The organism is Myxococcus sp. AB056, assembly GCF_006547365.1.
Classification (GTDB): domain Bacteria; phylum Myxococcota; class Myxococcia; order Myxococcales; family Myxococcaceae; genus Myxococcus; species Myxococcus virescens.
The window spans coordinates 74,492-95,551 of the sequence record NZ_VHLB01000024.1 but is presented as its reverse complement, the minus strand read 5'-3'; the positions used below and the strand labels follow the sequence as shown (position 1 = coordinate 95,551).

General features: G+C 70.0%; 20 protein-coding genes and 1 pseudogene. 11 read left to right on the top strand and 10 right to left on the bottom strand.

What is annotated here, in order from left to right; genetic code table 11:
• Nucleotides 1-205: 205 nt before the first annotated feature.
• A complete protein-coding gene (locus FMP39_RS13730) occupies nt 206-1,843 on the top strand; it encodes a sigma-54-dependent Fis family transcriptional regulator (RefSeq protein ID WP_141590329.1) in 1,638 nt (545 codons plus the stop codon).
• Nucleotides 1,844-1,861: 18 nt separating this feature from the next.
• Here the strand turns inward: FMP39_RS13730 and FMP39_RS13725 are convergent, their stop codons facing one another.
• The 7 genes from FMP39_RS13725 to FMP39_RS13695 all read right to left on the bottom strand — a co-directional run bounded on the left by FMP39_RS13725 (nt 1,862) and on the right by FMP39_RS13695 (nt 9,709).
• The gene (locus tag FMP39_RS13725; RefSeq protein ID WP_140866253.1) at nt 1,862-2,590 is read right to left on the bottom strand and encodes a DUF1751 domain-containing protein; all 729 of its coding nucleotides are present in this window, start codon (nt 2,588-2,590) and stop codon (nt 1,862-1,864) included.
• A gap of 149 nt (nt 2,591-2,739) precedes the next feature.
• Nucleotides 2,740-2,937, bottom strand: coding sequence for a hypothetical protein (locus FMP39_RS13720; RefSeq protein ID WP_013938428.1), 198 nt, complete (start codon nt 2,935-2,937; stop codon nt 2,740-2,742).
• Nucleotides 2,938-3,100: 163 nt separating this feature from the next.
• Nucleotides 3,101-3,316, bottom strand: coding sequence for a hypothetical protein (locus tag FMP39_RS13715; RefSeq protein ID WP_026113800.1), 216 nt, complete (start codon nt 3,314-3,316; stop codon nt 3,101-3,103).
• Nucleotides 3,317-3,345: 29 nt separating this feature from the next.
• The gene (locus FMP39_RS13710; RefSeq protein WP_090490422.1) at nt 3,346-4,542 is read right to left on the bottom strand and encodes an acetyl-CoA C-acetyltransferase; all 1,197 of its coding nucleotides are present in this window, start codon (nt 4,540-4,542) and stop codon (nt 3,346-3,348) included.
• Nucleotides 4,543-4,617: 75 nt separating this feature from the next.
• Nucleotides 4,618-5,265, bottom strand: coding sequence for a hypothetical protein (locus FMP39_RS13705; RefSeq protein ID WP_141590328.1), 648 nt, complete (start codon nt 5,263-5,265; stop codon nt 4,618-4,620).
• Nucleotides 5,266-5,401: 136 nt separating this feature from the next.
• Nucleotides 5,402-6,058 carry a 2-hydroxychromene-2-carboxylate isomerase gene (locus tag FMP39_RS13700; RefSeq protein WP_141590327.1) on the bottom strand — a complete coding sequence of 219 codons (657 nt, stop codon included), beginning with the start codon at nt 6,056-6,058 and terminating at the stop codon, nt 5,402-5,404.
• Between the two features lie 66 nt (nt 6,059-6,124).
• Entirely contained in the window at nt 6,125-9,709 is a 3,585-nt protein-coding gene (locus FMP39_RS13695) for a protein kinase (RefSeq protein ID WP_141590335.1), read from the bottom strand.
• 379 nt (nt 9,710-10,088) lie between these two features.
• Here FMP39_RS13695 and FMP39_RS13690 point away from each other — a divergent pair, with 379 nt between their 5' ends.
• The 4 genes from FMP39_RS13690 to FMP39_RS13675 all read left to right on the top strand — a co-directional run bounded on the left by FMP39_RS13690 (nt 10,089) and on the right by FMP39_RS13675 (nt 12,317).
• On the top strand, nt 10,089-10,751 hold the full coding sequence (locus tag FMP39_RS13690) for a serine protease (RefSeq protein WP_141590326.1): 663 nt from the start codon (nt 10,089-10,091) through the stop codon (nt 10,749-10,751).
• A gap of 111 nt (nt 10,752-10,862) precedes the next feature.
• Complete coding sequence (locus FMP39_RS13685) at nt 10,863-11,198, top strand: hypothetical protein (protein WP_225888097.1); 336 nt, start codon at nt 10,863-10,865, stop codon at nt 11,196-11,198.
• A 150-nt stretch (nt 11,199-11,348) separates the two neighbouring features.
• Nucleotides 11,349-11,762, top strand: a complete 414-nt coding sequence (locus tag FMP39_RS13680; protein WP_167371092.1) for a response regulator — start codon at nt 11,349-11,351, stop codon at nt 11,760-11,762.
• 135 nt (nt 11,763-11,897) lie between these two features.
• Nucleotides 11,898-12,317 carry a DUF488 domain-containing protein gene (locus tag FMP39_RS13675; RefSeq protein ID WP_141590324.1) on the top strand — a complete coding sequence of 140 codons (420 nt, stop codon included), beginning with the start codon at nt 11,898-11,900 and terminating at the stop codon, nt 12,315-12,317.
• Between the two features lie 47 nt (nt 12,318-12,364).
• On the opposite strand, the pseudogene FMP39_RS13670 reads toward FMP39_RS13675, so the two are convergent.
• Nucleotides 12,365-12,502 (bottom strand): annotated as a pseudogene (locus FMP39_RS13670) (hypothetical protein); the annotation flags it as partial.
• Nucleotides 12,503-12,672: 170 nt separating this feature from the next.
• On the opposite strand from FMP39_RS13670, the gene pruA reads away from it, so the two are divergent.
• The gene (gene pruA, locus FMP39_RS13665; RefSeq protein WP_141590323.1) at nt 12,673-14,328 is read left to right on the top strand and encodes an L-glutamate gamma-semialdehyde dehydrogenase; all 1,656 of its coding nucleotides are present in this window, start codon (nt 12,673-12,675) and stop codon (nt 14,326-14,328) included.
• 7 nt (nt 14,329-14,335) lie between these two features.
• Entirely contained in the window at nt 14,336-15,184 is an 849-nt protein-coding gene (locus FMP39_RS13660; RefSeq protein WP_141590322.1) for an aldose epimerase, read from the top strand.
• 173 nt (nt 15,185-15,357) lie between these two features.
• Here FMP39_RS13660 and FMP39_RS13655 read toward each other — a convergent pair whose 3' ends face one another.
• On the bottom strand, nt 15,358-16,263 hold the full coding sequence (locus FMP39_RS13655; protein WP_141590321.1) for a LysR family transcriptional regulator: 906 nt from the start codon (nt 16,261-16,263) through the stop codon (nt 15,358-15,360).
• A gap of 59 nt (nt 16,264-16,322) precedes the next feature.
• Here FMP39_RS13655 and FMP39_RS13650 point away from each other — a divergent pair, with 59 nt between their 5' ends.
• The 4 genes from FMP39_RS13650 to FMP39_RS13635 are packed head-to-tail and all read left to right on the top strand — an operon-like array spanning nt 16,323 to nt 20,172.
• Complete coding sequence (locus FMP39_RS13650) at nt 16,323-17,558, top strand: acyl-CoA dehydrogenase family protein (protein ID WP_141590334.1); 1,236 nt, start codon at nt 16,323-16,325, stop codon at nt 17,556-17,558.
• A gap of 5 nt (nt 17,559-17,563) precedes the next feature.
• Entirely contained in the window at nt 17,564-18,388 is an 825-nt protein-coding gene (locus FMP39_RS13645; RefSeq protein ID WP_141590320.1) for an SDR family oxidoreductase, read from the top strand.
• An 18-nt stretch (nt 18,389-18,406) separates the two neighbouring features.
• Complete coding sequence (locus FMP39_RS13640) at nt 18,407-19,480, top strand: phosphotransferase family protein (protein WP_141590319.1); 1,074 nt, start codon at nt 18,407-18,409, stop codon at nt 19,478-19,480.
• A complete protein-coding gene (locus FMP39_RS13635; RefSeq protein WP_141590318.1) occupies nt 19,480-20,172 on the top strand; it encodes a histidine phosphatase family protein in 693 nt (230 codons plus the stop codon). The genes FMP39_RS13640 and FMP39_RS13635 overlap by 1 nt, the downstream gene beginning before the upstream one ends.
• Here the strand turns inward: FMP39_RS13635 and FMP39_RS13630 are convergent.
• Complete coding sequence (locus tag FMP39_RS13630) at nt 20,159-21,019, bottom strand: methylated-DNA--[protein]-cysteine S-methyltransferase (protein WP_194858385.1); 861 nt, start codon at nt 21,017-21,019, stop codon at nt 20,159-20,161. The two genes, FMP39_RS13635 and FMP39_RS13630, sit on opposite strands and share 14 nt — an antisense overlap.
• Nucleotides 21,020-21,060 lie beyond the last annotated feature (41 nt).

Sequence of the window (21,060 nt, the reverse complement as noted above, 5' to 3'; positions counted from 1 at the left end):
GCCCACCACCCCGGCCGCCGCCGCGCCTTGAAGCACCACGCGTCTGTCGAGTTCGTCGCCCATGACGGCCGCCTTCTAATGCAACCGGAGGACCACGACACCCAAAACTCCAACCTATTGGATTTGCTCCGCTCCCTAAACCTCCCGTGCAACGGACCTCTCAAAACGATAGAGACTCCACTCATTCTGGAAGGAGTCGTACAGCGTGGGTGGCCGTTTCGAGCTGGACTTGAGTGAGCTGCTGTCGTTCGAGCCGGGGGGCGGGCTCATCCACTTCGGAGGCCAGCGCGTGCTGCTGATGGACCCGGTGGCGCTGGGGCTGCTCCGCAAGGAGCTCATCAAGCTGATGGGGATGACGGCGGCGCGCGGCACCTTCACGCGCCTGGGCTACGCGCACGGCTGGCGCACGGCCGAAGCGATGAAGGGCGCGGTTCCCTGGAAGGACGAATCCCTGTGGCGCCGTGCCGGCGGGCGGCTGCACACCCTCCAGGGGCAGGTCCGGGTGGAGCCCGTCCAGCGCCGCGCGGACGAAGGCCCGGAGCCCTTCGCCGAAGCGCAGTGGCACGACTCCTATGAAGCCGAGCAGCACCTGCTGCACCTGGGCCAGTCCGACCAGCCGGTGTGCTGGAGCCTCACCGGCTTCGCGTCCGGCTACATGAGCTACGTCAACGGCAAGCCCATCTACGGCACGGAGCTGCGCTGCGTGGGCAAGGGCGACGCGGCATGCCACTACGTGGGCCGCCCCGCCGAGGAGTGGAGCACCGAGTGCACGGAGGTGCTGCGCCTCTACGAAACCCAGTGCATGGAAGGCATGCTGGCGCAGGTGACGGAGGCGCTGCGACAGGCGGAGCGCAAGCTGCGTGCGAAGCGGCAATCGCTGGCGCGCGCGGGCGTGACGGAGGACCCTGCGGGCATGGTGGCGCGCTCGGAGGCGATGCAGCGAGTCATCAACCTGGCGCGCAGGGTGGCGAAGGTGGACTCCACGGTGCTCGTCACGGGCGAGAGCGGCGTGGGCAAGGAGCGCATCGCCCGCCTCATCCATGACGAGTCAGGCCGCGCGCACAAGGCCTTCGTCGCCGTCAACTGCGCCGCCGTCACGGAGAGCCTGCTGGAGAGCGAGCTGTTCGGCCACGCGCGCGGCGCCTTCACCGGCGCCACCCACGACAGGGCCGGCCTCTTCGAAGCGGCCCATGGCGGCACCCTCTTCCTGGATGAAGTGGGCGAGGTGCCACCCTCCATGCAGGCCAAGCTGCTGCGCGTGCTGCAGGAGCGCGAGGTGCGCCGCGTGGGCGAGAATGCCAGCCGCAAGGTGGATGTGCGGCTGGTGGCCGCCACCAACCGCGACCTCGCAGAGGAGGTTCGCCAGGGGCGCTTCCGTCAGGACCTCTACTACCGGCTGCGCGTCATCGAGCTGAAGATTCCGCCGCTGCGTGAGCGCCGCGATGACGTGCTCCCCCTGGCGCGGCTGCTGCTCGCCGAGGCCGCGGAGCGCCTGGGCCGCAGGGTGTCGGGCCTGTCCCCGGACGCGGCGGACCAGTTGCTGCGCTATGCGTGGCCCGGCAACGTGCGTGAGCTGAGCAACGCCGTGGAGCGTGCGGTGGCGCTGTGCGAGGGCACTCGGGTGGAGCGGGAGGACCTGCCGGAGGAGGTCCGCGCCGCGCCTCCCAGCCTGGTGCCCACCGGCAATCCGCAGCGGCTCGAGGACATGGAGAAGCACTACATCCTGGCGGTGCTGGCGCAGAATGGCGGCAACCGCGCGCGCACAGCCGAGCAGCTCGACATCGGCGTGGCGACGCTCTACCGCAAGCTCAAGCAGTACGGCCACCCGGAGGCGGCCCACTGAGTCGCGAAGGGCCCGGCGTCAGTTGAGGTACTGGTCCCGGTCCGGCCGGTCCTGCCGCACCACCTGCAGGTGCTTGGAGCGGCCCTTCAACTGACGCTGCAGCCGCCAGTGCTGCAGGTGCAGCCACAGCTTGCGCGGGCTGGCCCCGCGCACGTAGGCGAACGCCATGCAGAGGCCCAGCAGGTCCGGCACCTGCGTCTGCCAGCCACTGGTGACGGCCGACAGGACGACGAAGCCCGCACCAATGCCCGCCAGCGCGTTGCCCGACAGCGGCAGACCCCAGAAGTTCGTCTGCCCCCGGCCAATGGAGAGTCCGTAGGACACCCACAGCACCGACGTCATGACGTTGCCGCCCGCGTACGCCTGCACCGTCGCGCCGGGCACCAGCATGGCCAGCAGCGAGGTGATGAGGCCCGCGCTCACCGCGATGCCCAGCGCCACCATCAACAGACGCCTGCTGCCCCAGATGGACTCCAGGTAACCGCCAATGGACCAGGTGATGATGGCACCGAAGATGATGCCGATGGGGCTCGACTCGATGAAGGCATACGTCAGCGGCTGCCACAGGAAGAGCTTGCCGAACACCAGGTCCGGGAACAGCAGCAGCAAACCACCCGACTGCGACTTCGTGAGGTGGAACATCACGGAGCCCGCCACCAGCGCCACCGCCAACTTGGACGCCGTGGTCTCCAGGCCGGGCAGTCCCATGCCGCCGCCCCCGCCTCCGAAGCTCCTCATCGGTCGCATTCAGTACACCATCCTCTCGTTGCTCAGAGCCGTCCAAAGGTGGTGGAACACCGCTCGCTTCGCAACCCCAAATGACGAAGGGCGCCCATCCCCGACATCGGGGAAAGCGCCCTCGAACACCCACGCTTCGTCAACTGCCTCGCGGCCAATCAAGCCTTCGGCTTGTAGAAGAGCGTGATGGTCAAGCAGTGGAACTCCTTGTCGGAGGACTGCGTCACCACCCTGTCGACCACCTCCAGGTTGGAGTTCTCCTTGAGCCACTTGGTGATGTTCTCACCCATGTTCTCGCGGTCACGCGCGAGCGTGGTGGAGAACACCTTGACGCCCGTGAAGCTGATAACGCCCATTCCGACCCTCGTCATAAACCAGAGATTCTGGACGTTTACCCCGAGACGATTCCGCCATCAAGAATCGGGCCCGACAATCCGGCCCTTGCGCGTCCTGGGCATCCCACCTGGGAGGTGGGCTCCCGAGCCTCGCACGGAGCGCGCGGGCTCGGGGGCTGGAACGTCACCGGCCGCTGGCGGCCTTGCGCGACAGGCAGGTGACCTCGTCCTTGCAGGCCGGGCCAATGCCTTCGGGGTGTGCCGTCAGGGGCGTCTTGTCGCTCTCCTCCACGCTACACACCACGCACTTGCGCTTGCGGTTGCGACGCTCGGCGCGGCGCTGCTCTGCGATGGCCTTGGCCCGCTCACGCGCCGTCTTCGCGTCCACCTCGTTGCTCATCTCGCGTCCTGGTTGGGAGTCCTGTGTCATCAGAGCGCCTCGACGAGCACCGCGATGCCCTGGCCGCCACCGATGCAGGCGGACCCGATACCATAGCGGGCGCCGCGACGCTTCAGCTCGTACACCAGCGTGGTGGTGATGCGCGCGCCGGAAGCCCCCAGCGGGTGCCCCACGGCGATGGCGCCGCCGTTGACGTTGGTGCGCTCGCGGGGCAGCCCCAACTCCTTCTCCACCGCCAGGTACTGCGGCGCGAAGGCCTCGTTGACCTCGAAGAGGTCGATGTCCGACAGCTGACACTGGGCGCGCTCCAGCAGCTGGCGGATGGCCGGCGCGGGGCCGATGCCCATGATTTTCGGGTCGCAGCCGGAGACGCCCCAGTTGACGAGCCGGGCAATGGGCTGCAGGCCGTGCTTCTTCACGAAGCTGCCGGTGGCCATCACCATGGAGCCGGCGCCGTCACAGATGCCGCTGGCCGCGCCCGCGTGCACCACGCCGTCCTTCTTGAAGACCTTGGGCAGCTTGCGCAGGCTCTCCACCGACGTCTCCGGACGGTTGTGCTCGTCCCGGGACACCACCGTCTCCCCCTTCTTCGTCTTCAGCGTGACGGGGGCGATTTCATCCTGGAAGCGGCCCGCCTCCTGCGCGGCGGCGAAGCGCTTCTGGGTGAGGACGGCGTACTCGTCCACCTGGTCCTGCGTGAGCGAGTAGTCCACCGCGAGCTGCTCGGCGGTGAGCGCCATGGCCTGGCCGGTGTAGCTGTCGGTGAGGGCCGTCCACAGCATGTCCTCCAGGCTGCCCTTGCCCAGCGGCAGGCCCCAGCGGGCGCCGCGGATGACGTGGGGGGCCTGGCTCATGGACTCGGTGCCACCGGCCAGCACGACGGCGGCCTGCTCGGTGAGCATCAGCTCCGCCGCCGTGATGAAGGCCTGGAAGCCGGAGCCGCACAGCCGGTTGACCCCCAGCGCAGGCACAGGGACGGGCACTCCGGTGCGCAGGCCCACATGGCGCGGCAGGTAGATGGCGTCCGCGCTGGTCTGCACGACGTTGCCGTAGACGACGTGCTGGACGTCTTCCGGAGACACCTTCGCCTGGGCCAACGCAGCCTTCGCCGACTCCACGGCGAGGTCGGTGGCACTGAGGTCCTTCAGGCTTCCCCCGTAGGTACCGAACGGGGTGCGCTTGCCGGACAGGAAGTAGATTTCCTCGTTCTTGGACACGCTCTTCATGATGGTCGTCTACCTACTCTCATGGGGCGCGCGGTGCACGCGCGCCGTGACGTCGTGACGTGTGGGACGGGCGCCCTAGGGCGCGCGCGGCCCGAAAAAGGCGCTGGCGACGATGGCAAGCGCAATGACGGTCCACAACAAACCTTGAAGGTTCTGTTTCCGGATTTCCTTGCGACCGAGCCCCTGGTACCAGGAACGCCCGGCGGCCACCCTGCCTTCCCAGGTGAAATCCCCGGCGGGCTGCAACCCGTCCAGGCGGCGCAGGTGCGCGCGCAGCAGGCGGTCGGGCGGAGCGTCCTCCAGTGAACCCGCCAGATAGACGCCGGGCACCTCCAGCGCCGGGCGCCGGTAGTCCGCGGTGATGACGAAGCCCCCGGAGGCCAGGGGGGTGAGAAGGTACAGCCGGGGCACGCCGCCCTGCCCCTCGTGGAGCGTGGCGAAGACGCGCTCACCCGGGTGGGCCCAATCGTAGGAGCGCGTGGCGCGCTGGAGGCGCGGCTTCTCCTCGTGGCTGCCCAGCGGCACGAACCCCAGCGCCTGGAGCTGGTTGGCGCGCCCCGACAGCTCCAGGGGCAAATCCATCTGGTCGGCGGGCGCCTCGGGCTCCACCCGCACGCTGGATGGGAAGAGGAAGAGGATGCTGCGCCATAGATTCATGGACAGCAGCACGAGCGCCAGCACCAGGCCGGCGACGGCGATGCCCAACTCGGCGAGGACGTTCATGAAGGGAGGACCTCCAGGTGCACCGCCCCCCGCGCCACGGGCGCGAGGAGCCGAACGAGGGAGGTCAACAAGGCGGGCCGACCGGAGACCATGACTCCGGGACCCTAGCGGAAAGCGGCGCCCGCGTGCGCTGGCTTCAGCGCCGGGACGCGCTGGCTGGCAGCGTGCGCCAGCGCTCGACGTCCGCCGGGGTGAGCGGGTCCTCGCCGCGCAGGAACTGCTCCAGGTGCCCCAGCGAGTCCACGCCGAAGAACAGCTCGTCGTCCACCAGATAGGTGGGCACGCCAAAGGCCCCGACGGCCACCGCCGCCTCGGTGTTCCGCCGGACCCGGTCCTTCACCTCCTGCGTCTGGGCCGCCGCGAGCAGCGCCTGGGCGTCCAGCCCCGCGGCCTGAATCGCCGCGCCCACGGCCTCGGGAGACTCCGCCCCCTTCCCGCCGCCCCAGGCGGAGGCATACAGGGCGCTCACCAGCCGGCTCCGGGCCTCCACGTCATCCACGGCGGCCGTCACGCGCAGCGCGAGCAGCGGGTTGAAGGGATGCGTCGGCGGCGGCGCGAAGGGCACGCCAAAGTCATGGGCGATGCGGAAGGTCTGCTTGAAGAGGTAGGCCCGCTTGGGCACGACCTCCGCGGGGCCGATGTTTCCCGTCGCGTTGAGCACCCCCGCGAGCAGCACGGGCACCGGCTCCACGGTGCGGCCATGGCGCGCGGCGAGCGCCGGCAGGCGCGTCCAGGCCAGGTAGGCATACGGCGAGATGAAATCCAGCAGGAACCGCAGTGGGGTCGGGGCCATGGCCCGAGTCTAACGCCCCACGTCCGGGCCGTGAGGACACAGTCCCGTCGACTTTCCAGCGTCACATCAGGCGCTCTGACGCAGCTCCCCGGCGCGGCGCTGGAGCGCACCCCGCAGGGAACTGGCCAGGGACAGCAGGCTGGAGGCCCGGGCATCCATGAAGGCCGCCTCGGCCGCCTCCAGCGCCACCACGGAGGACTCCGCGTCCCGCGCGCGCTCCGCGAGCGCCAGGCGCACCAGCCCCACCTGGAGCACGTTGCCCGTCAGCTCCGCCAGCGCGAGCGCCCGGCGCAGGTGCGCCAGGCCCTCCTCACCGGGCAGCAGCGCCGCCAGCGCCCGGCGGGAGAGGATTTCATCCCACGGATTGGCCAGCACCGGGTCCGTGGCCCGCGCCAGCGCCGCCTCCGCCGCGTCCTGCGCCGCCACCAGGTTGCCCTGCTCCCGCTCGAAGCGGGATTGGTAGACGCGCAGCAGCGTCTCCATGCGGACGCCGCCCTCGCGCGCGGCGGCAAGGGCCGCGGGAAGTGAGCGGCGCGCCGCCCCCGCATCCTCGAAGAGCACGTCGCGGCAGGCCTGATACACCCGCAGGTGGCACTGGAGCCACCGGTCCTCGGGCAGCACCCGCGCCAGCGCCTCGGCGCGGGCCACCACCGCGGCCACGTGCTCGTGCTCGCCGCGCTCCAGGTAGTACGGTGGTGTGAAGAGGGCCAGGTTGCGCTCCATCAACCGGGGGTTGCCCAGCCGCCGCACCAGCTCCGTCTTCTCCGTGAAGGCCGGGACGAACGCCGCGCCGTCGCCCGTGAAGGCCGCGCGCGTCACCACCGCGAACAGATGGAAGCCGCGCACGTCCGTGAACCCATGGGCCTCCGCCACGGCGTACCCGTCGCGCAGCGCCTGCGCGTCCAGCGGCTCGCCGCGCAGCGCCAGGTTCATGTTCATCGTGAAGCCGCCCATGCCCAGCGCCCAGGCCAGGCGCTTGGGGAGCCGGCCCGTCACCTCGCACAGCCCGCGAAGCCGGTTCAGTTGCTCGTACTGCGTCTCCAGCACACCGGAGAAGCGGCCCGTGTAGGCACACAACTGGGCGGGCGCCAGTTGCACCGCGGCGCGGTAGGGCGACACCTCCGGCTGCTCGGCCCGCACGCGCTCCAGCAGCGCCGTCAGCTCCTCCGTGCGGCCCACGCTGGCCAGCGCCATGGCCTGGAGGATGCGCAGCTCGGCCTGCTTCCAGAAGACGTCCGCGGTGCTGGCGAACGTGTCCGCCTCCCGCTCGCGGAACAGCGCCTTCAGGCGCGCGGGACGCTCCACTTCGGGCGCGGCGCACGCGGCCTCCAGCGCGGCCACCGCCTGCGTCCGCCCGTCCGCCAGGTCCACCGTGGAGGTCCAGTGGTCGCTCAGCTTCCGCGCGAAGACGAGTGAGGTGGGCGGGTCGCTCGAATAGCCCACCTCCACCATCGTCACCCAGATGCGCAAGAGCAGCCTGTCACGGCCCGGGAAGTCCGGCGCGGCCTCCAGCAGCATCGCCGCTTCCTTCAGCAGCAGCGTCGCCTCCAGCAGCGCCTGCGCCTCGATGGCGGCCCGGCCCGCGTCCAGCAGCGGGCCAATGGCCAGCTCCGGCTCCGACGAGCGCAGGTAGTGCCACCCCACCGTGCGCGACAGCTCAGGCCGCGACGAGTGCAGCGTCTGGAGCGCCAGCGCCACGCGGCCGTGCGCCACGCGCCGCGCCTCCTCGGGCGTGCTGTCGTAGACGGCCTGGTGCACGGTGTCGTGCGTGAAGACGTAGCGGCCCTCCACCTCCTGGAGGAACTGCCGCTCCACGATGCCGTCCAGCACCGCGAACAGCTCGGACTCGGGCAGCTCCGCCAGCGCGCGGAGCATGGGCAGCTCCAGGCTGCGGCCCGCGGGCGCCAACTGGCGCAGCAGCGACACCTGCTCCGCCGGAGCACTGCCCAGGCGCGCGAGCACCGCGTCGTGGATGCTGGCGGGCAGCGGCCGTGTGTCCAGTCCCTCGACGGCGCTCCACCGGCCGCCCACCCGCGTCAGCGCGCCTTCCTCCACCAGCGCGCGCAGGCACTCGGTGGCGAAGAAGGCATTGCCGCCCGTCGTCTCATGCAACCGCGTGACGAAGGCCTCCGGCACGGCCAGCCCCGGCAGCGCCAGCTCCACCAGGGTGCGCACGTGCTCGGCGGCCAGCGGCTCCAGGTCCATGCGGGTGGTGATTTTCTCGTCCACCGTCTGGAAGGCCAGGCTCAGGCGGCTCAGCTCGCCGTTCCGGAACGTGCCCACCACCATGCCGCGCGTGCCGTACAGGGCGCGGATGAGGACGTTGAGCACCTCCAGCGTGGCGCTGTCGGCCCACTGCAGGTCCTCGAAGCACAGCACCAGCGTCATCCGCCGGCCCAGCGCCTGCACCCACTCCGCCAGCGCGCCGAAGAAGGCCAGCTTCTCCTCGCCCGCCACCGGATGCACTTCGCCCGCGTCCGGCGTCAGGCCCGGGAGCAACTGCCGCAGCTTCGGCCCGAGGCGCTCCATCATCTCCGAGGGCGTGAGCGGCACCAGACACCGCACCGCCTGGACGATGGGCGTCAGCGGCGCCTGCCCCTCCGCGCGGCACTGGCCCCGGCCGAAGGGCAGCTCCGCCAGCTTCGCCTGGAGCTCGAACTCCTGGAGCAGCCGCGTCTTGCCCACGCCCGCCGGCGCGCCGATAAGCACCGCGCGGGACTGGCCCCAGTCCGCCTCGGCCAGGCCGTTCATCAGCGCTTCCAGCTCCGCGGCGCGGCCCACCACTTCCGGCACGTGCAGGTAGCTGGCGCGCGCCGACAGCGGCTCCTCCGGCATCGGCTCGCCGCTGGCGTGGCAGAGCGCCTCCATCAGCTCGCTCGCGTCCTGGAAGCGCTCGCGCGGATCCTTCGCCAACAGCAGGAGGATGATCTCCTCCAGTTGTGGATCCACCGGGCAAATCGTGGACGGCTTCGGCGGCGGCCGCGTCAGGTGGTCCGCCAGGAGCGCCGCCGGGGTGTTGCGCTTGAAGGGCAGCCGGCGCGTGACCAGGTAGTAGGCCATGACGCCCAGCGAATAGAGGTCCGCGCGCCCGTCGATGCTCGCGCCGCGCTGCCACTCCGGCGCCAGGTACTCCAGCGTGCCCTTGAGACGGCCGGGGCTGGGGGTGCCCAGCTGGTGCATGACGCCGAAGTCCATCAGCTTCACCGCGCCCGCGCTGGTGATGCGGATGTTGCTGGCCTTGATGTCGCAGTGCACGTACAGCCGCGAGTGCAGGAAGGCCAGGACCTGGGACATCTGGATGAGCACGCGGTACAGCGTGCGCGTGTCCAGCGGCGACTCACGCCCCAGCGAGCTCAGGTCCTGCCCGTCCACCACCTCCATGGTGATGAAGCGGTTGCCGGCCTCCGTCATGCCCCAGTCGAAGACCTTGAGGGTGCCGGGGTGCTGGAGCTTCTTCATGGCGAAGAACTCGTGCCGGAACATCAGCACCAGCTCCTCCGTCTTGCCCGCCGTCAGGCCCGCGGGGACCTGCATCTCCTTGAGCGCCACCCGGCGGTGCTCGTGCAGGTCCGTGGCCAGCCAGATGCGGCCCATGCCGCCTTCGCCCAGCAACCCCTCCACCCGGTAGCGCCCCGTCACCACCATGCCCACGGCCAACGAGCGGCGCTCCCCGGCGCGCGCTCCCGGCAGGGTGATGGGCGTGCGGATGCGGTCCCCCCATGAACTCGGAGGACGGCTGCGCTCGTCCAGGACTGCTGTCTTCTCCTCGTCGCTCACGAAGGGGAACCGGCGGGGTCAGCGAAATGCAGAGGTTAATGGGATATCACGTTTCCTTGCGACAGGCACACATCATCAGTGCCGTGTCGGCGTTGAGTGTCGCACCGCTCATGCGGCCCCAGGCGACAAGCACCTGACAACTCGGGCCTCGGCTGGACGGCGGCCTGGCAGCCCTGCCCGGAGCCCCGGACGCGTGGGTGCACATCCTCCCTCCGAAGGCGCCGGCCAGGTGAGCGGGCCACGAGGGTGACGGATGAGGGACGCGGGCTCGAGGACGTGGCTGGGGGCGGGCGTGGGGGCGTTGCTGCTGACGGCATGCCACACGTCGGAGGAGGAGGCACCTCCGGACCTCGACGACGTGGCGGCGGCGACGGTGACGCTGGAGCCGGGCCACTGCGCGGGCGTGGTGGTGGAAGACGGCCGGCACATTCTCACCGCCGCGCACTGCCTCCGGACTGAGGACACGCGGGTGCCCTTGTCCTTCCTGGGCGGACGCCGGATGGACGGCAGCGCCGTGCACGTAGACCGGGGCCGGGACATCGCCGTCCTCCGCCTGGACGCGCCAGCGCCGGTGCGTCCACTGGACGTCGCCCAGGCCCTGCCCGCTCCGGGCCAGCCGCTGGTGTTCGTGGGCCGCAATGACCGTCCCGACGAACCTCAGCAGGCCGTGCTGGAGCGGCTGGGCCGCTGCCCTTCGCTTCCCGAGGTGCCCGCCGCGCTCTTCACCACCATCCGGGGCCGGCCCGGAGACTCCGGCGCGCCGTTGGTGGACGCGCGCATGCAGGTGGTGGGGTTGGTCCACGGCGGGGCCGCCTGCCGCATCGCCGCGCCCACCGCGGGGCTCGCGGAGGTGGTGGCGCAACTGTCGCGAAGGGGACCGGCCCTGGCCCGGCAGGCGCCGCCTCCGCCTCGCTAGGCCGCCCTCCCGTCAGTGGGCCCTGGCGTCGTTGCCCCAGGGGCCGCCCGCTCCGAACTTGAAGCGAACGGGGCGGAACCTCACGCCCTCCCGCCCCACGGAGACGGCACCATGGCTGGCAAGAAGGACAAGGGCCCCCAGGACGCGCGGCCCAGGGACATTGGCGATGACCAGCAGGCGGGCTTCCACGCCGGGGAGAATTTCCAACCGCGCAACCGCGGGCAGGTGGCGGACGCGCAGGACCGTGGCGCGGCGGACGCCTCCCGGCACCTCGCCCACGAGCACGGCGACGCGGCGCCCCATGCCGACACGCCGTGGGAGGCGCGCGTGGAGCGCGGCGAGGAGTGGACGTCCCAGGATGTCCCGGACAGGGAAGCCCGAGGCGACGAGGAGCCCGACTCCGCCGTCTCGCGTCAGGGCCTCGTGAGCCCCCCTCCGGAGGAGTAGGCGCCGCGCCGCGGCCCCCACGGACCCGAGGGGTGCTGTGCACCCCCTCTTGCCCCGGCTGGCGCGTGGGGTGATGCTGGGCCTTTCGCCGGGGGAGAGCGTGTGCACCGGGCACCGCCGGGCGGCAGCCTCCCTGAGAGTCGGGGTGTCGTGAAGCCGAAGGTCCTCATCGTCGAGAATTCGTGGACGATGCGGGAGACGCTCCGTCTCCTGCTCTCCGGCGAGTTTGACTGCACCACGGCGGCCGACGGCGAGTCGGGGCTTCAGCAGGCCCTGGCGCACCCGCCCGATGTGCTCATCTCCGATGTGAACATGGACGGAATGGACGGCTACGCGCTCTGTGGCCACTTCCGCTCCGAGCCCACGCTCAAGCACATCCCCGTCATCTTCGTCAGCGGCTATGCGCCTCGCACGGAAGGGCCCGCGGACCAGCCCGTCCCGGACGCCTACCTGGTCAAGCCGGTGAAGCCGCCCGTGCTCATCGCCCAGCTTCACGCGCTGCTGGCTCGCACGGAGGCCGTCACCCCGGCCGCGCCCACCATCCAGCCCGCGTGGAAGAGCTGAGGCCGCTCACCCTGACGCCCCCCGGCACGGCGCGCCCCGAGTGAGAGGACGGGCGCCGGCCCCGCTGGAGCGCGGGACGGTCGCAGGGCGCCCGGGCGTTGCCACCAACGAACGTGTGACACGCGAGGTGGTCCAGTGGCGATTCGACTCAAGCGGGCGTACGAAGCAGCAAGCCGCACGGATGGGCGGCGCTTCCTGGTGGAGCGGCTGTGGCCGCGAGGCGTACGGAAGACAGCGCTTCCCCTCGAAGGCTGGCTGAAGGACGCAGCCCCCAGCACCGAGCTGCGAAAGTGGTTTGCACACGACCCCGACCGCTGGTCCGAGTTCTGCCGAAGATACTCCGCCGAGCTCGCGGCGAATCCCGCGGCATGGCAGCCCCTGCTCGAAGCCGCGCGCCACGGCACGGTGACGCTCGTCTACAGCGCTCATGACACCGAGCACAACAACGCGGCGGCCCTCCAACAGTTCCTCGAAGAGGCGTCCGGCGGCGCCGCTCCAAAGAAGTCTCCATGCGCCCCGCAGCGAGGCCGGGGCCGCTCGACACGACACACCTGACGTACCGCCAAGCGACAGCGCGCCGTGGCTCGACGCCCCCGGTACGTGGAGGAGCCGAAGGGACTCAGCAGCAACGGGACGTGGTCGTGCGCGTCCAGCGCAGTGAGCTCGAACTCCCCCGTCACCGACGGGTAGAAACCGCGCACGCCGGAAGGAAGCTCGGCGGGGCGAGAGGGGACGCGCATGGGCCTCATCGTCCCCGCGCACCGCGTCAGTGAGCCAAGGCGCCCCGGAATGGCGGGGAATTGTCCAAAACCCCAAGGGTTCACTGGAGATTGCGCCGCCTTCCACGCTTCCCCCACTGGGCTGCTTGGCTATGCTGCGCGCCCTTCGTTTCCGCCCGAGGTGAATCCGCGTGATCAACGCCCATACCCGCGTCCCGCCGCCGAAGAACGAGCCTGTCCTCTCCTATGCGCCCGGCACCGCCGAGCGCCGGGAGGTCCAAGCCGAGCTGAAGCGCATGGCCGGTGAGCAGATCGACATCCCCGTCATCATCGGCGGCAAGCACATCCGCACCGGCAAGACGGACACGGTGCGCATGCCGCACAACCACCAGCACGTGCTGGCCACGCTGCACGAGGCGGACGCCAGCCACGCGGAGCAGGCCATCCAGGCCGCCCTGGCCGTCAAGGACGACTGGGCGCGCATGCCCTTCCAGTCGCGCGCCGCCATCTTCCTGCGCGCCGCGGAGCTGCTGGCCACGCGCTACCGCCCCATCCTCAACGCCGCCACCATGCTGGGGCAGGGAAAGACGGCCCACCAGGCGGAGATTGACGCCGCGTGCGAGGCCATCGACTTCATTCGCTTCAACGTGCACTTCGCCGAGCAGATTCTCGGCTGGCAGCCGGAGGCCGCGTACCAGACGTGGAACATGACGGACTACCGCCCGCTGGACGGCTTCGTCTTCGCGGTGGCGCCGTTCAACTTCACGGCCATTGCCCTCAACCTGGCCACCGCGCCGGCCATCATGGGCAACGTGGTGCTCTTCAAGCCGTCGTCCACCGCGGCCCTGAGCGCCTGGTACATCATGGAGCTGCTGCGCGAGGCGGGCCTGCCCGACGGCGTCATCAACATGCTCCCGGGTGACGGCCCCACGGTGGGCAACCCGGTGCTGGCCAGCCCGCACCTGGGCGGCATCCACTTCACCGGCTCCACGCCGACGTTCAACGCCATGTGGCGCACGGTGGGCGAGAACATCTCCCGCTACAAGCAGTACCCCCGCATCGTCGGTGAGACGGGCGGCAAGGACTTCATCGTCGCCCACCCGTCCGCGGCGGACGACCTGGAGGCGCTCGCGGTAGCCATCGTCCGCGGCGGCTTCGAGTACCAGGGCCAGAAGTGCTCCGCCGCCAGCCGCGTCTTCATCCCCGAATCCCTGTGGCCCAAGCTGAAGCCGCGCCTCCAGGCGCTCATCAGCGAGATTCGCATGGGCGACGTGTCGGACTTCCGCAACTTCATGGGCGCCGTCATCGACGAGAAGTCCTTCAAGAAGGTCTCCTCGTACATCGACCTGGCCAAGAGCGACAGCGGGGCCAGCATCGTGGCCGGCGGCGACGTGGACCGGAAGCAGGGCTGGTTCGTGAAGCCCACGCTGGTGCAGCTCGACAGCCCCACCCACCGCATCCTCCGCGAGGAGATCTTCGCGCCGCTGGTGGGCCTGCACGTCTACCCGGATGCGAAGTACGAGGAGACGCTGCGCGAGGTCGACCAGGCCGCGTCCTACGGCCTCACCGGGGCGGTGTTCGCGCGCGACCGGAAGGCCATCGACACGGCGCTGCGCGAGCTGCGCCACGCGGCGGGCAACTTCTACATCAACGACAAGCCCACCGGCGCTGTCGTGGGCCAGCAGCCCTTCGGCGGTGGCCGCGCGTCCGGCACCAACGACAAGGCGGGCTCGGCCCTCAACCTGGTGCGGTGGACCAGCCCTCGCACCATCAAGGAGACCTTCGTCCCGCCCGTGAAGGTGCCCTACCCCTTCATGGACAACGACCCGAACGAAGGCGCCATCTGAGGCACGTATGAACGGTCCGTTCCCCGGCATCGCAGGCCTGGACACGTACGCGCTGGTGGACGGCGGGTGCCGCGTGGAGGTCCTTCCTTCACGCGGGGCCCTCGTCAGCCGGATGTGCGTGGACGGTGACGAGTTGCTGTACCTCGACGAGGCCACCGTCGCGGACCCGGCGAAGAACGTGCGCGGGGGCATCCCCGTGCTGTTCCCCAATGCCGGGCCGCTGCCGGGGGACACCTATTCCGTGGACCGTCAGCAGTACACGCTGCCGCAGCACGGCTTCGCGCGGAAACTGCCGTGGAAGGTGCGGCAGGCGGACACGTCACGGCTCGTGGTGGAGCTGTCTTCCAACGAGGAGACGCTGCGCCACTTCCCGTGGCGGTTCGACGCACGGCTCACCTTCTCGCTGGCTGGCCAACGGCTCACGCTGGAGAGCGCGTTCGAGAACCAGGACACGCGGCCCATGCCGCTGCACCTGGGTTTCCATCCGTACTTCCGCGTGCCGGACGCGGCGAAGGCCCAAGCGGGCGTGGACACGGACGCCACGCGCGCGTGGGACAACTGGCGCAAGCAGGACGTGAACGTCACCGGGCTGAACCTCACCGAGGAGGAAGTGGACCTTCACTTGAAGGACCACGCGAAGCCGGGAACGACGTTGGAGCGGGGCCCTGGGCTCAAGCCCATTCGCCTCTCGTGGAGCCCCGAGTACCGCGTCCTCGTCGTGTGGACGCAACGTGGGAAGGACTTCGTCTGCGTGGAGCCGTGGACCGCCGCCAAGGGTGCGCTGGCCACAGGCGAAGGGCTGCCGCACGTGCAGCCTGGAACTCGGACGTCGCTTCGCTTCGACATCCAAGGCTGAGCGGCAGGGCCCGGAGCCCCCCGGGGCGACTCCTGCACCTTGCTGTTCGGAAATGTCGGGACATTTGCCGCCGCGCAAAACCCCCGACATTTCCGAACAGCGACCTCCCAGCCTCCTCCCGGACCTGGGGCCCCGTCCCCGATGGAGGTTTCGAACAACGGGCTCCTGGCCCTCTACCCCGTCAGCGCGAGCAATTCGCCTCGCAGCCAGCGGTTGCGCGGGTCCGCATCCGCCTGCCGGTGCCAGTAGACATGAAGCTCCAGCGGGGGCAGTGACAGCGGCATCGGCAGGAGGTGGTTGCCCAGCAGCGCGTGCAACTCCGCCGCGCGCCGCCTCGGCATCGTCAGCAGCAAGTCGGAGTCCGCGACGAGCTTGAACGCGGCCTCGTAGTGCTGACACCGGACGACGACGTCACGCTGGTAGCCCAGGCGGCTGAGCACCAGGTCCTCCACGGCCAGCCCGGTGCGGCGCGAGGACACGGTGACGTGCCGGGCCGCCATGTACTTCGCCACGTCCAGCTTGCGCCTGCCTCGGCTCACCACGCAGAAGGTGTCTTGCAACAGGGCCGTGCGCTTCAGCTCCGCTCCGGTCTGCTGCTCCACGTCGATGGAGAGGTCGAGCCGCCCCGACGCGAGGTCCCGCTCGAGCCGCGCCCGGTCGAGCCGGACGCTGGAGATGCGGACCTTCGGCGCGTGCGCCCGTAACCGAGCCACGAGCAGCGGGAGAATCGACGGCTCCAGCACGTCGTTCATCGCCACCGTGAACTGGCCCACGTCCCGGCGCGGGTCGAAGCCGCGTCCGCGATGAACCGCCTGTTCGAACAGCGCCAGCGCCTCCCGAATCTCCGGCGCCAGCCGCTCCGCGAACGCCGTGGGCGCCACACCGCGCCCCTCCCGGACGAACAGCGGCTCTCCCAGCTGCTCGCGCAGGCGGGCCAGCGCATGGCTCACGGCCGACTGACTGAGGAACAGGACCTCCGCCGCGCGCGTCAGGTTCCGCTCGCGGAGCACCACGTCGAAGACCCGGAAGAGGTTGAGGTCCAGCCGGGCGAGCCGCGCCGAATCCTGAACAGGGTTCATGGTAACACATGACCAACATTCACTGGATGCATCAAGGCCCCATGCGCAGGATGAAGGCCATGGACTTCGAGCCCAGTGAGCGAGCCAAGGACTACCTGGAGCGCGTGAAGCGCTTCATGAGCGAGCACATCCTGCCGGCGGAGGCCCGCTATCACGAAGAGCTCCGAGCCACCGCCCAGGGCGGCGACTGGAAGACGTGGCGGGTGCCCCCCGTCATGGAGGAACTGAAGGCCCTGGCGAAGACCCAGGGGCTGTGGAACCTGTTCCTCCCCGACGAGAAGCTCGGCGCCGGGCTCAGCACGCTGGAGTACGCCCCCATCGCCGAGGAGACGGGCCGCAGCTTCATCGCCCCCGAGGTCTTCAACTGCAGCGCCCCGGACACCGGCAACATGGAGGTGCTCTGGAAGTACGGCTCCAAGGCGCAGCAGGAGCGCTGGCTGAAGCCGCTGCTGGCCGGGGACATCCGCTCGGTGTTCTGCATGACGGAGCCGGACGTGGCCTCGTCGGATGCCACCAACATGGCGGCCACCGCCATCGTCGACGGCGACGAGGTCGTCCTCAATGGCAGCAAGTGGTGGTCCAGCGGCCTGGGGCACCCCAACGCGAAGGTGGTCATCTTCATGGCCCGCACGCCCGACACCGGAGGGGACCGCCACCACCAGCACTCCATGGTGCTGGTGCCACTGGACGCGCCGGGCGTGAGCATCCGCCGAATGCTTCCCGTGTACGGCGACTACGACGCGCCCCACGGCCACGGCGAGGTGCACTTCGACAACGTGCGCGTGCCGCGAGACAACGTCATCGCCGGACCGGGGATGGGCTTCGAGATTGCCCAGGGCCGGCTCGGACCGGGCCGCATCCACCACTGCATGCGTTGCATCGGCGCGGCGGAGCGGTCCCTGGAGCTGATGATTGACCGGGGCATGAAGCGCACGGCCTTCGGGAAACCGCTCCTCAACCTGGGTGGAAACCGCGAGAAGGTGGCGGAGGCTCGCATCGCCATCGACCAGGCGCGGCTCCTGACGCTCTACGCGGCCTGGAAGATGGACCAGGTGGGGGCGCTCGGAGCCATGACGGAGATTTCCGCCATCAAGGTCGTCGCGCCAAGTGTCCTCCAGAAGGTGGTGGATGACGCCATCCAGCTTCACGGCGGCGCGGGTGTATCCCAAGATACGCCGCTGGCGGGCTTCTTCGCCCAGGCGCGCAGCCTGCGCCTCGCGGATGGCCCGGACGAAGTGCACAAGGGTCTCATCGCCCGCATCGAGCTGTCGAAGCGGGGCTTCTCCCGGAGCTGACAGCCATGGCAACTCAACGCATCTTCATCACCGGTGGTGCCAGCGGACTTGGCAAGGCCATCGCCGTGCGCTTCGCTCGCGCCGGCTGGAAGGTCTGCATCGGCGACGTCAACGACACCCGCGGCGAGGAGGCCTTGAAGGAGCTCTCCGCGCTGGCGCCCCAGGCCCATTACCTGCGCTGTGACGTGCGGCGCGAGGAGGACCTGCGCGAGGCCCTGGACTGGCTCACGGCCCAGTGGGGCGGCGCGGACGTGGTCATCAACAACGCCGGTGTCGCGCAGGCGGGCGCCATCGAGGACGTGTCGATTGATGACTGGCAGTGGATCATCGACATCAACCTGCTGGGCGTCGTGCGTGGGTGCAAGGTGTTCACGCCTGCCTTCAAGAAGCAGGGCCACGGCCACATCGTCAACGTGGCGTCCATGGCGGGCCTGCTCGATGTGCCGCTGATGAGCAGCTACAACGCGACCAAGGCCGCCGTCGTGTCGCTGTCCGAGACGCTGCACAACGAGCTGGCGGAGTTCGGCATCGGCGTCAGCGTCGTGTGCCCGTCCTTCTTCAAGACGAACCTGGGTGACTCGCTGCGCACCACGGACCCGAGGCTGGGAGCCACCATGGCGCGGCTGCTGGAGCGCTCCGCCATCACCGCGGATGACATCGCCAACGACGTGTTCGACGCGGTGGCCGAGCGCGGCTTCTACGTCCTGCCCCACGCGGATGGCCGCAGGACCTGGCGGCTGAAGCGCCTGCTGCCGCGTGAGCTCTATTCGTGGATGCTGCGCCGGAATACGCGAGGCATGCGCCCCGGCTCGCAGCCGAAGCCGAGCTGAGCCAGAGAGAGCCCACCGATGCCACCGACCGCGACCATCGACCCCGCTGGCGCCGTGCGCCCGGGCGAGGAGCTGAACCTCCCCGCCGTGGATGCCTGGCTCAAGGCCCAGGTCCCCACGCTGGAAGGCACGCCGGAAGTCACGCAGTACGCGGGCGGTGCCTCCAACTGGACGTACCGGCTGAAGTACGCCAACCGGGACCTCATCCTGCGCCGCCCTCCTGCGGGGACGAAGGCGAAGTCGGCGCACGACATGGCCCGTGAGTACACGGTGCAGCGGGCGCTGAAGCCGGCCTATCCCGTCGTGCCCACCATGGTGGGCCTGTGCCAGGACCCAGCCGTGCTGGGCTCCGACTTCTACGTCATGGAGCGCATCGAGGGGCTCATCCCGCGCAAGCACCTGCCCCGGGGGCTGGCGCTGGACGCGAAGCAGACGCAAGCGCTGTGCCTCAACGTCATCGCCAAGCTCGTGGAGCTGCACGCCGTGGACCCGGCGGCCGTGGGCCTGACGTCGCTGGGCAAGGGGCCGGGCTATCCCACGCGGCAGGTGGAGGGCTGGTCGGCGCGCTACGAGAAGGCACGGACGTGGAACGTCGCCAGCTTCCGCTACGTACGCGACTGGCTCAAGGCGAACACGCCTGCGGACATCGCCACGTGCGTCATCCACAACGACTGGCGCTTCGACAACGTGGTGCTCGCCCCGGAGGAGCCCACGCGCATCATCGGCGTGCTCGACTGGGAGATGGCCACCCTGGGTGACCCGCTGATGGACCTGGGCAGCGCGCTGGCCTACTGGGTCCATGCCGACGACGACTTCCTGATGCGCTCCACGCGGCGCCAGCCCACGCACCTGCCCGGCATGCTCCGGCGCGAAGAGGTCGTGGCGTACTACCTGGACCAGACGAAGCTGAAGCCCGCCAACTGGACCTTCTACGAGGTGTTCGGCCTCTTCCGGCTCGCCGTCATCGCCCAGCAAATCTACTACCGCTACCACCACAAGCAGACGCGCAACCCCGCGTTCAAGAACTTCTGGGTGCTGGTCAATTACCTGGGCTGGCGCTGCCACCGGCTCATCCGCAAGGGGGCGCGCTGATGGGCGTGGTGTATCTGGTCCGGCACGGCCAGGCCTCGTTCGGCGCGGCGAACTACGACCAACTGTCGGAGACGGGCCTCGTACAGGCCCGGGTGCTCGGTGAGTCCCTGCGCGAGCGGCTCCCCCGCGTGGACGCCGTCGTCACCGGCACCATGGCGCGGCACCGGCAGACGGCGGAGGCGTGCCTCGCCGCGCTCGGCTGCGGCACCGTGGCCGTGCAGACGGCGGGCTTCAACGAGTTCGACCACGAGGAAATCGTCGCCCGGCACACACCACGCTACGCGGACCCGGAGGTGCTCCGAGCGGAGCTGTCTCAGACGGAGTCGCCCCGGCGGGCCTACCAGGCACTCTTCACCGACGCCGTGGCGCGCTGGGTGACCGGCCAGCACGACGCGGAGTACACCGAGCCCTGGTCCGCCTTCGGCGAGCGGTGCCGCCGCGCGATGGATGCCCTCATCCAGGAGATGGGCGCGTCGAAGAACGCGCTCGTCTTCACCTCCGGGGGAACCATCACCGCCATCTGCCAGGAGCTGCTCCGCATCCCCGACGAGCACGCCTTCCGCCTCAACCTGACGCTGGCGAACTGCGGCCTCACCAAGGTCATCTACAGCGAGCGCGGCCGTTATCTGTCCACGCTCAACGAGCACAGCCACTTCGAAGGCCCCCAGCGCGCGCTGCTCACATACCGCTGACCGGCGCGCCGTCGTACCGCAAGTCCTCCCACGCCAGCATCGCCCGCTTGCGTGAGGCGCCCCAGCGGTACTCCCCGAAGACGCCCGTCTTGCGCAGCACGCGGTGACAGGGAATCAGGAGCCCCACGGGATTCTCGCCTACTGCCGAGCCCACGGCGCGCATCGCCTTGGGCTTGCCAATGGCGCGTGCGAGGTCCTCGTACGTCGTCACCTCGCCCGACGGCACCCGCAGCAGCGCCTGCCACACCTGCACCTGGAAGGGCGTGCCCCGCACCAGCACCGACAAGGGGCTCGACTCCGAACCACCGTGTCCCGCCTGGAAGATGCGCTCCATCCACGGCGCCGTGTCCTCCGCGGACGCCTCGAACGTGGCGCGCGGCCACTGCTTGCGCAGCGAGGCGAGCGCCTCCGCCTCTGATTCACCCGCGAGGAAGTGCAGGCCGCAGATGCCACGCTCACAGACGGCGAGCAGACACGCGCCGAACGGTGACAGGTGGACGCCATGGCGCACGGTGAGCCCTTCGCCGCCCAGCTTGTATTCCCCCGGTGTCATCGACGTCAGTGTCACGAAGAGCTCATGCAGCCGGCCGCTGCCCGACAGGCCCACCTCCAGCGACGTCTCCAGCACGCTGCGGCGCTCGTCGAGCAGGCGACGGGCCGAGCTCAGCGTGTGCACCTGGATGAAGCGCTTGGGGCTGATGCCCGCCCAGCGCGAGAAGAGCCGCTGGAAGTGGAAGGTGCTCAGCCCCACGTGCGCGGCCACGTCGTCCAGGGACGGCTGCTCGCGCGCATGTGCGTCGAGATAGAGGATGGCTTGTTCGATGCGGGCGTAGTCGCTGGATGCCATGCCGATGCTCCTGGGATGCGCTTCGCGAAAACGTATGTCCG

What these genes read in the sequence shown, in the direction of transcription:
- FMP39_RS13645 (WP_141590320.1), top strand. Translation starts at nt 17,564, where the DNA reads ATGGCAACTCAACGCATCTTCATCACCGGTGGTGCCAGCGGACTTGGC.
- FMP39_RS13630 (WP_194858385.1), bottom strand. Translation starts at nt 21,019, where the DNA reads ATGGCATCCAGCGACTACGCCCGCATCGAACAAGCCATCCTCTATCTC.
- FMP39_RS13725 (WP_140866253.1), bottom strand. Translation starts at nt 2,590, where the DNA reads ATGCGACCGATGAGGAGCTTCGGAGGCGGGGGCGGCGGCATGGGACTG.
- FMP39_RS13640 (WP_141590319.1), top strand. Translation starts at nt 18,407, where the DNA reads ATGCCACCGACCGCGACCATCGACCCCGCTGGCGCCGTGCGCCCGGGC.
- FMP39_RS13685 (WP_225888097.1), top strand. Translation starts at nt 10,863, where the DNA reads ATGGCTGGCAAGAAGGACAAGGGCCCCCAGGACGCGCGGCCCAGGGAC.
- FMP39_RS13635 (WP_141590318.1), top strand. Translation starts at nt 19,480, where the DNA reads ATGGGCGTGGTGTATCTGGTCCGGCACGGCCAGGCCTCGTTCGGCGCG.
- FMP39_RS13655 (WP_141590321.1), bottom strand. Translation starts at nt 16,263, where the DNA reads ATGAACCCTGTTCAGGATTCGGCGCGGCTCGCCCGGCTGGACCTCAAC.
- FMP39_RS13690 (WP_141590326.1), top strand. Translation starts at nt 10,089, where the DNA reads ATGAGGGACGCGGGCTCGAGGACGTGGCTGGGGGCGGGCGTGGGGGCG.
- FMP39_RS13715 (WP_026113800.1), bottom strand. Translation starts at nt 3,316, where the DNA reads ATGAGCAACGAGGTGGACGCGAAGACGGCGCGTGAGCGGGCCAAGGCC.
- FMP39_RS13650 (WP_141590334.1), top strand. Translation starts at nt 16,323, where the DNA reads ATGGACTTCGAGCCCAGTGAGCGAGCCAAGGACTACCTGGAGCGCGTG.
- FMP39_RS13720 (WP_013938428.1), bottom strand. Translation starts at nt 2,937, where the DNA reads ATGGGCGTTATCAGCTTCACGGGCGTCAAGGTGTTCTCCACCACGCTC.
- FMP39_RS13705 (WP_141590328.1), bottom strand. Translation starts at nt 5,265, where the DNA reads ATGAACGTCCTCGCCGAGTTGGGCATCGCCGTCGCCGGCCTGGTGCTG.
- FMP39_RS13700 (WP_141590327.1), bottom strand. Translation starts at nt 6,058, where the DNA reads ATGGCCCCGACCCCACTGCGGTTCCTGCTGGATTTCATCTCGCCGTAT.
- FMP39_RS13710 (WP_090490422.1), bottom strand. Translation starts at nt 4,542, where the DNA reads ATGAAGAGCGTGTCCAAGAACGAGGAAATCTACTTCCTGTCCGGCAAG.
- FMP39_RS13660 (WP_141590322.1), top strand. Translation starts at nt 14,336, where the DNA reads ATGAACGGTCCGTTCCCCGGCATCGCAGGCCTGGACACGTACGCGCTG.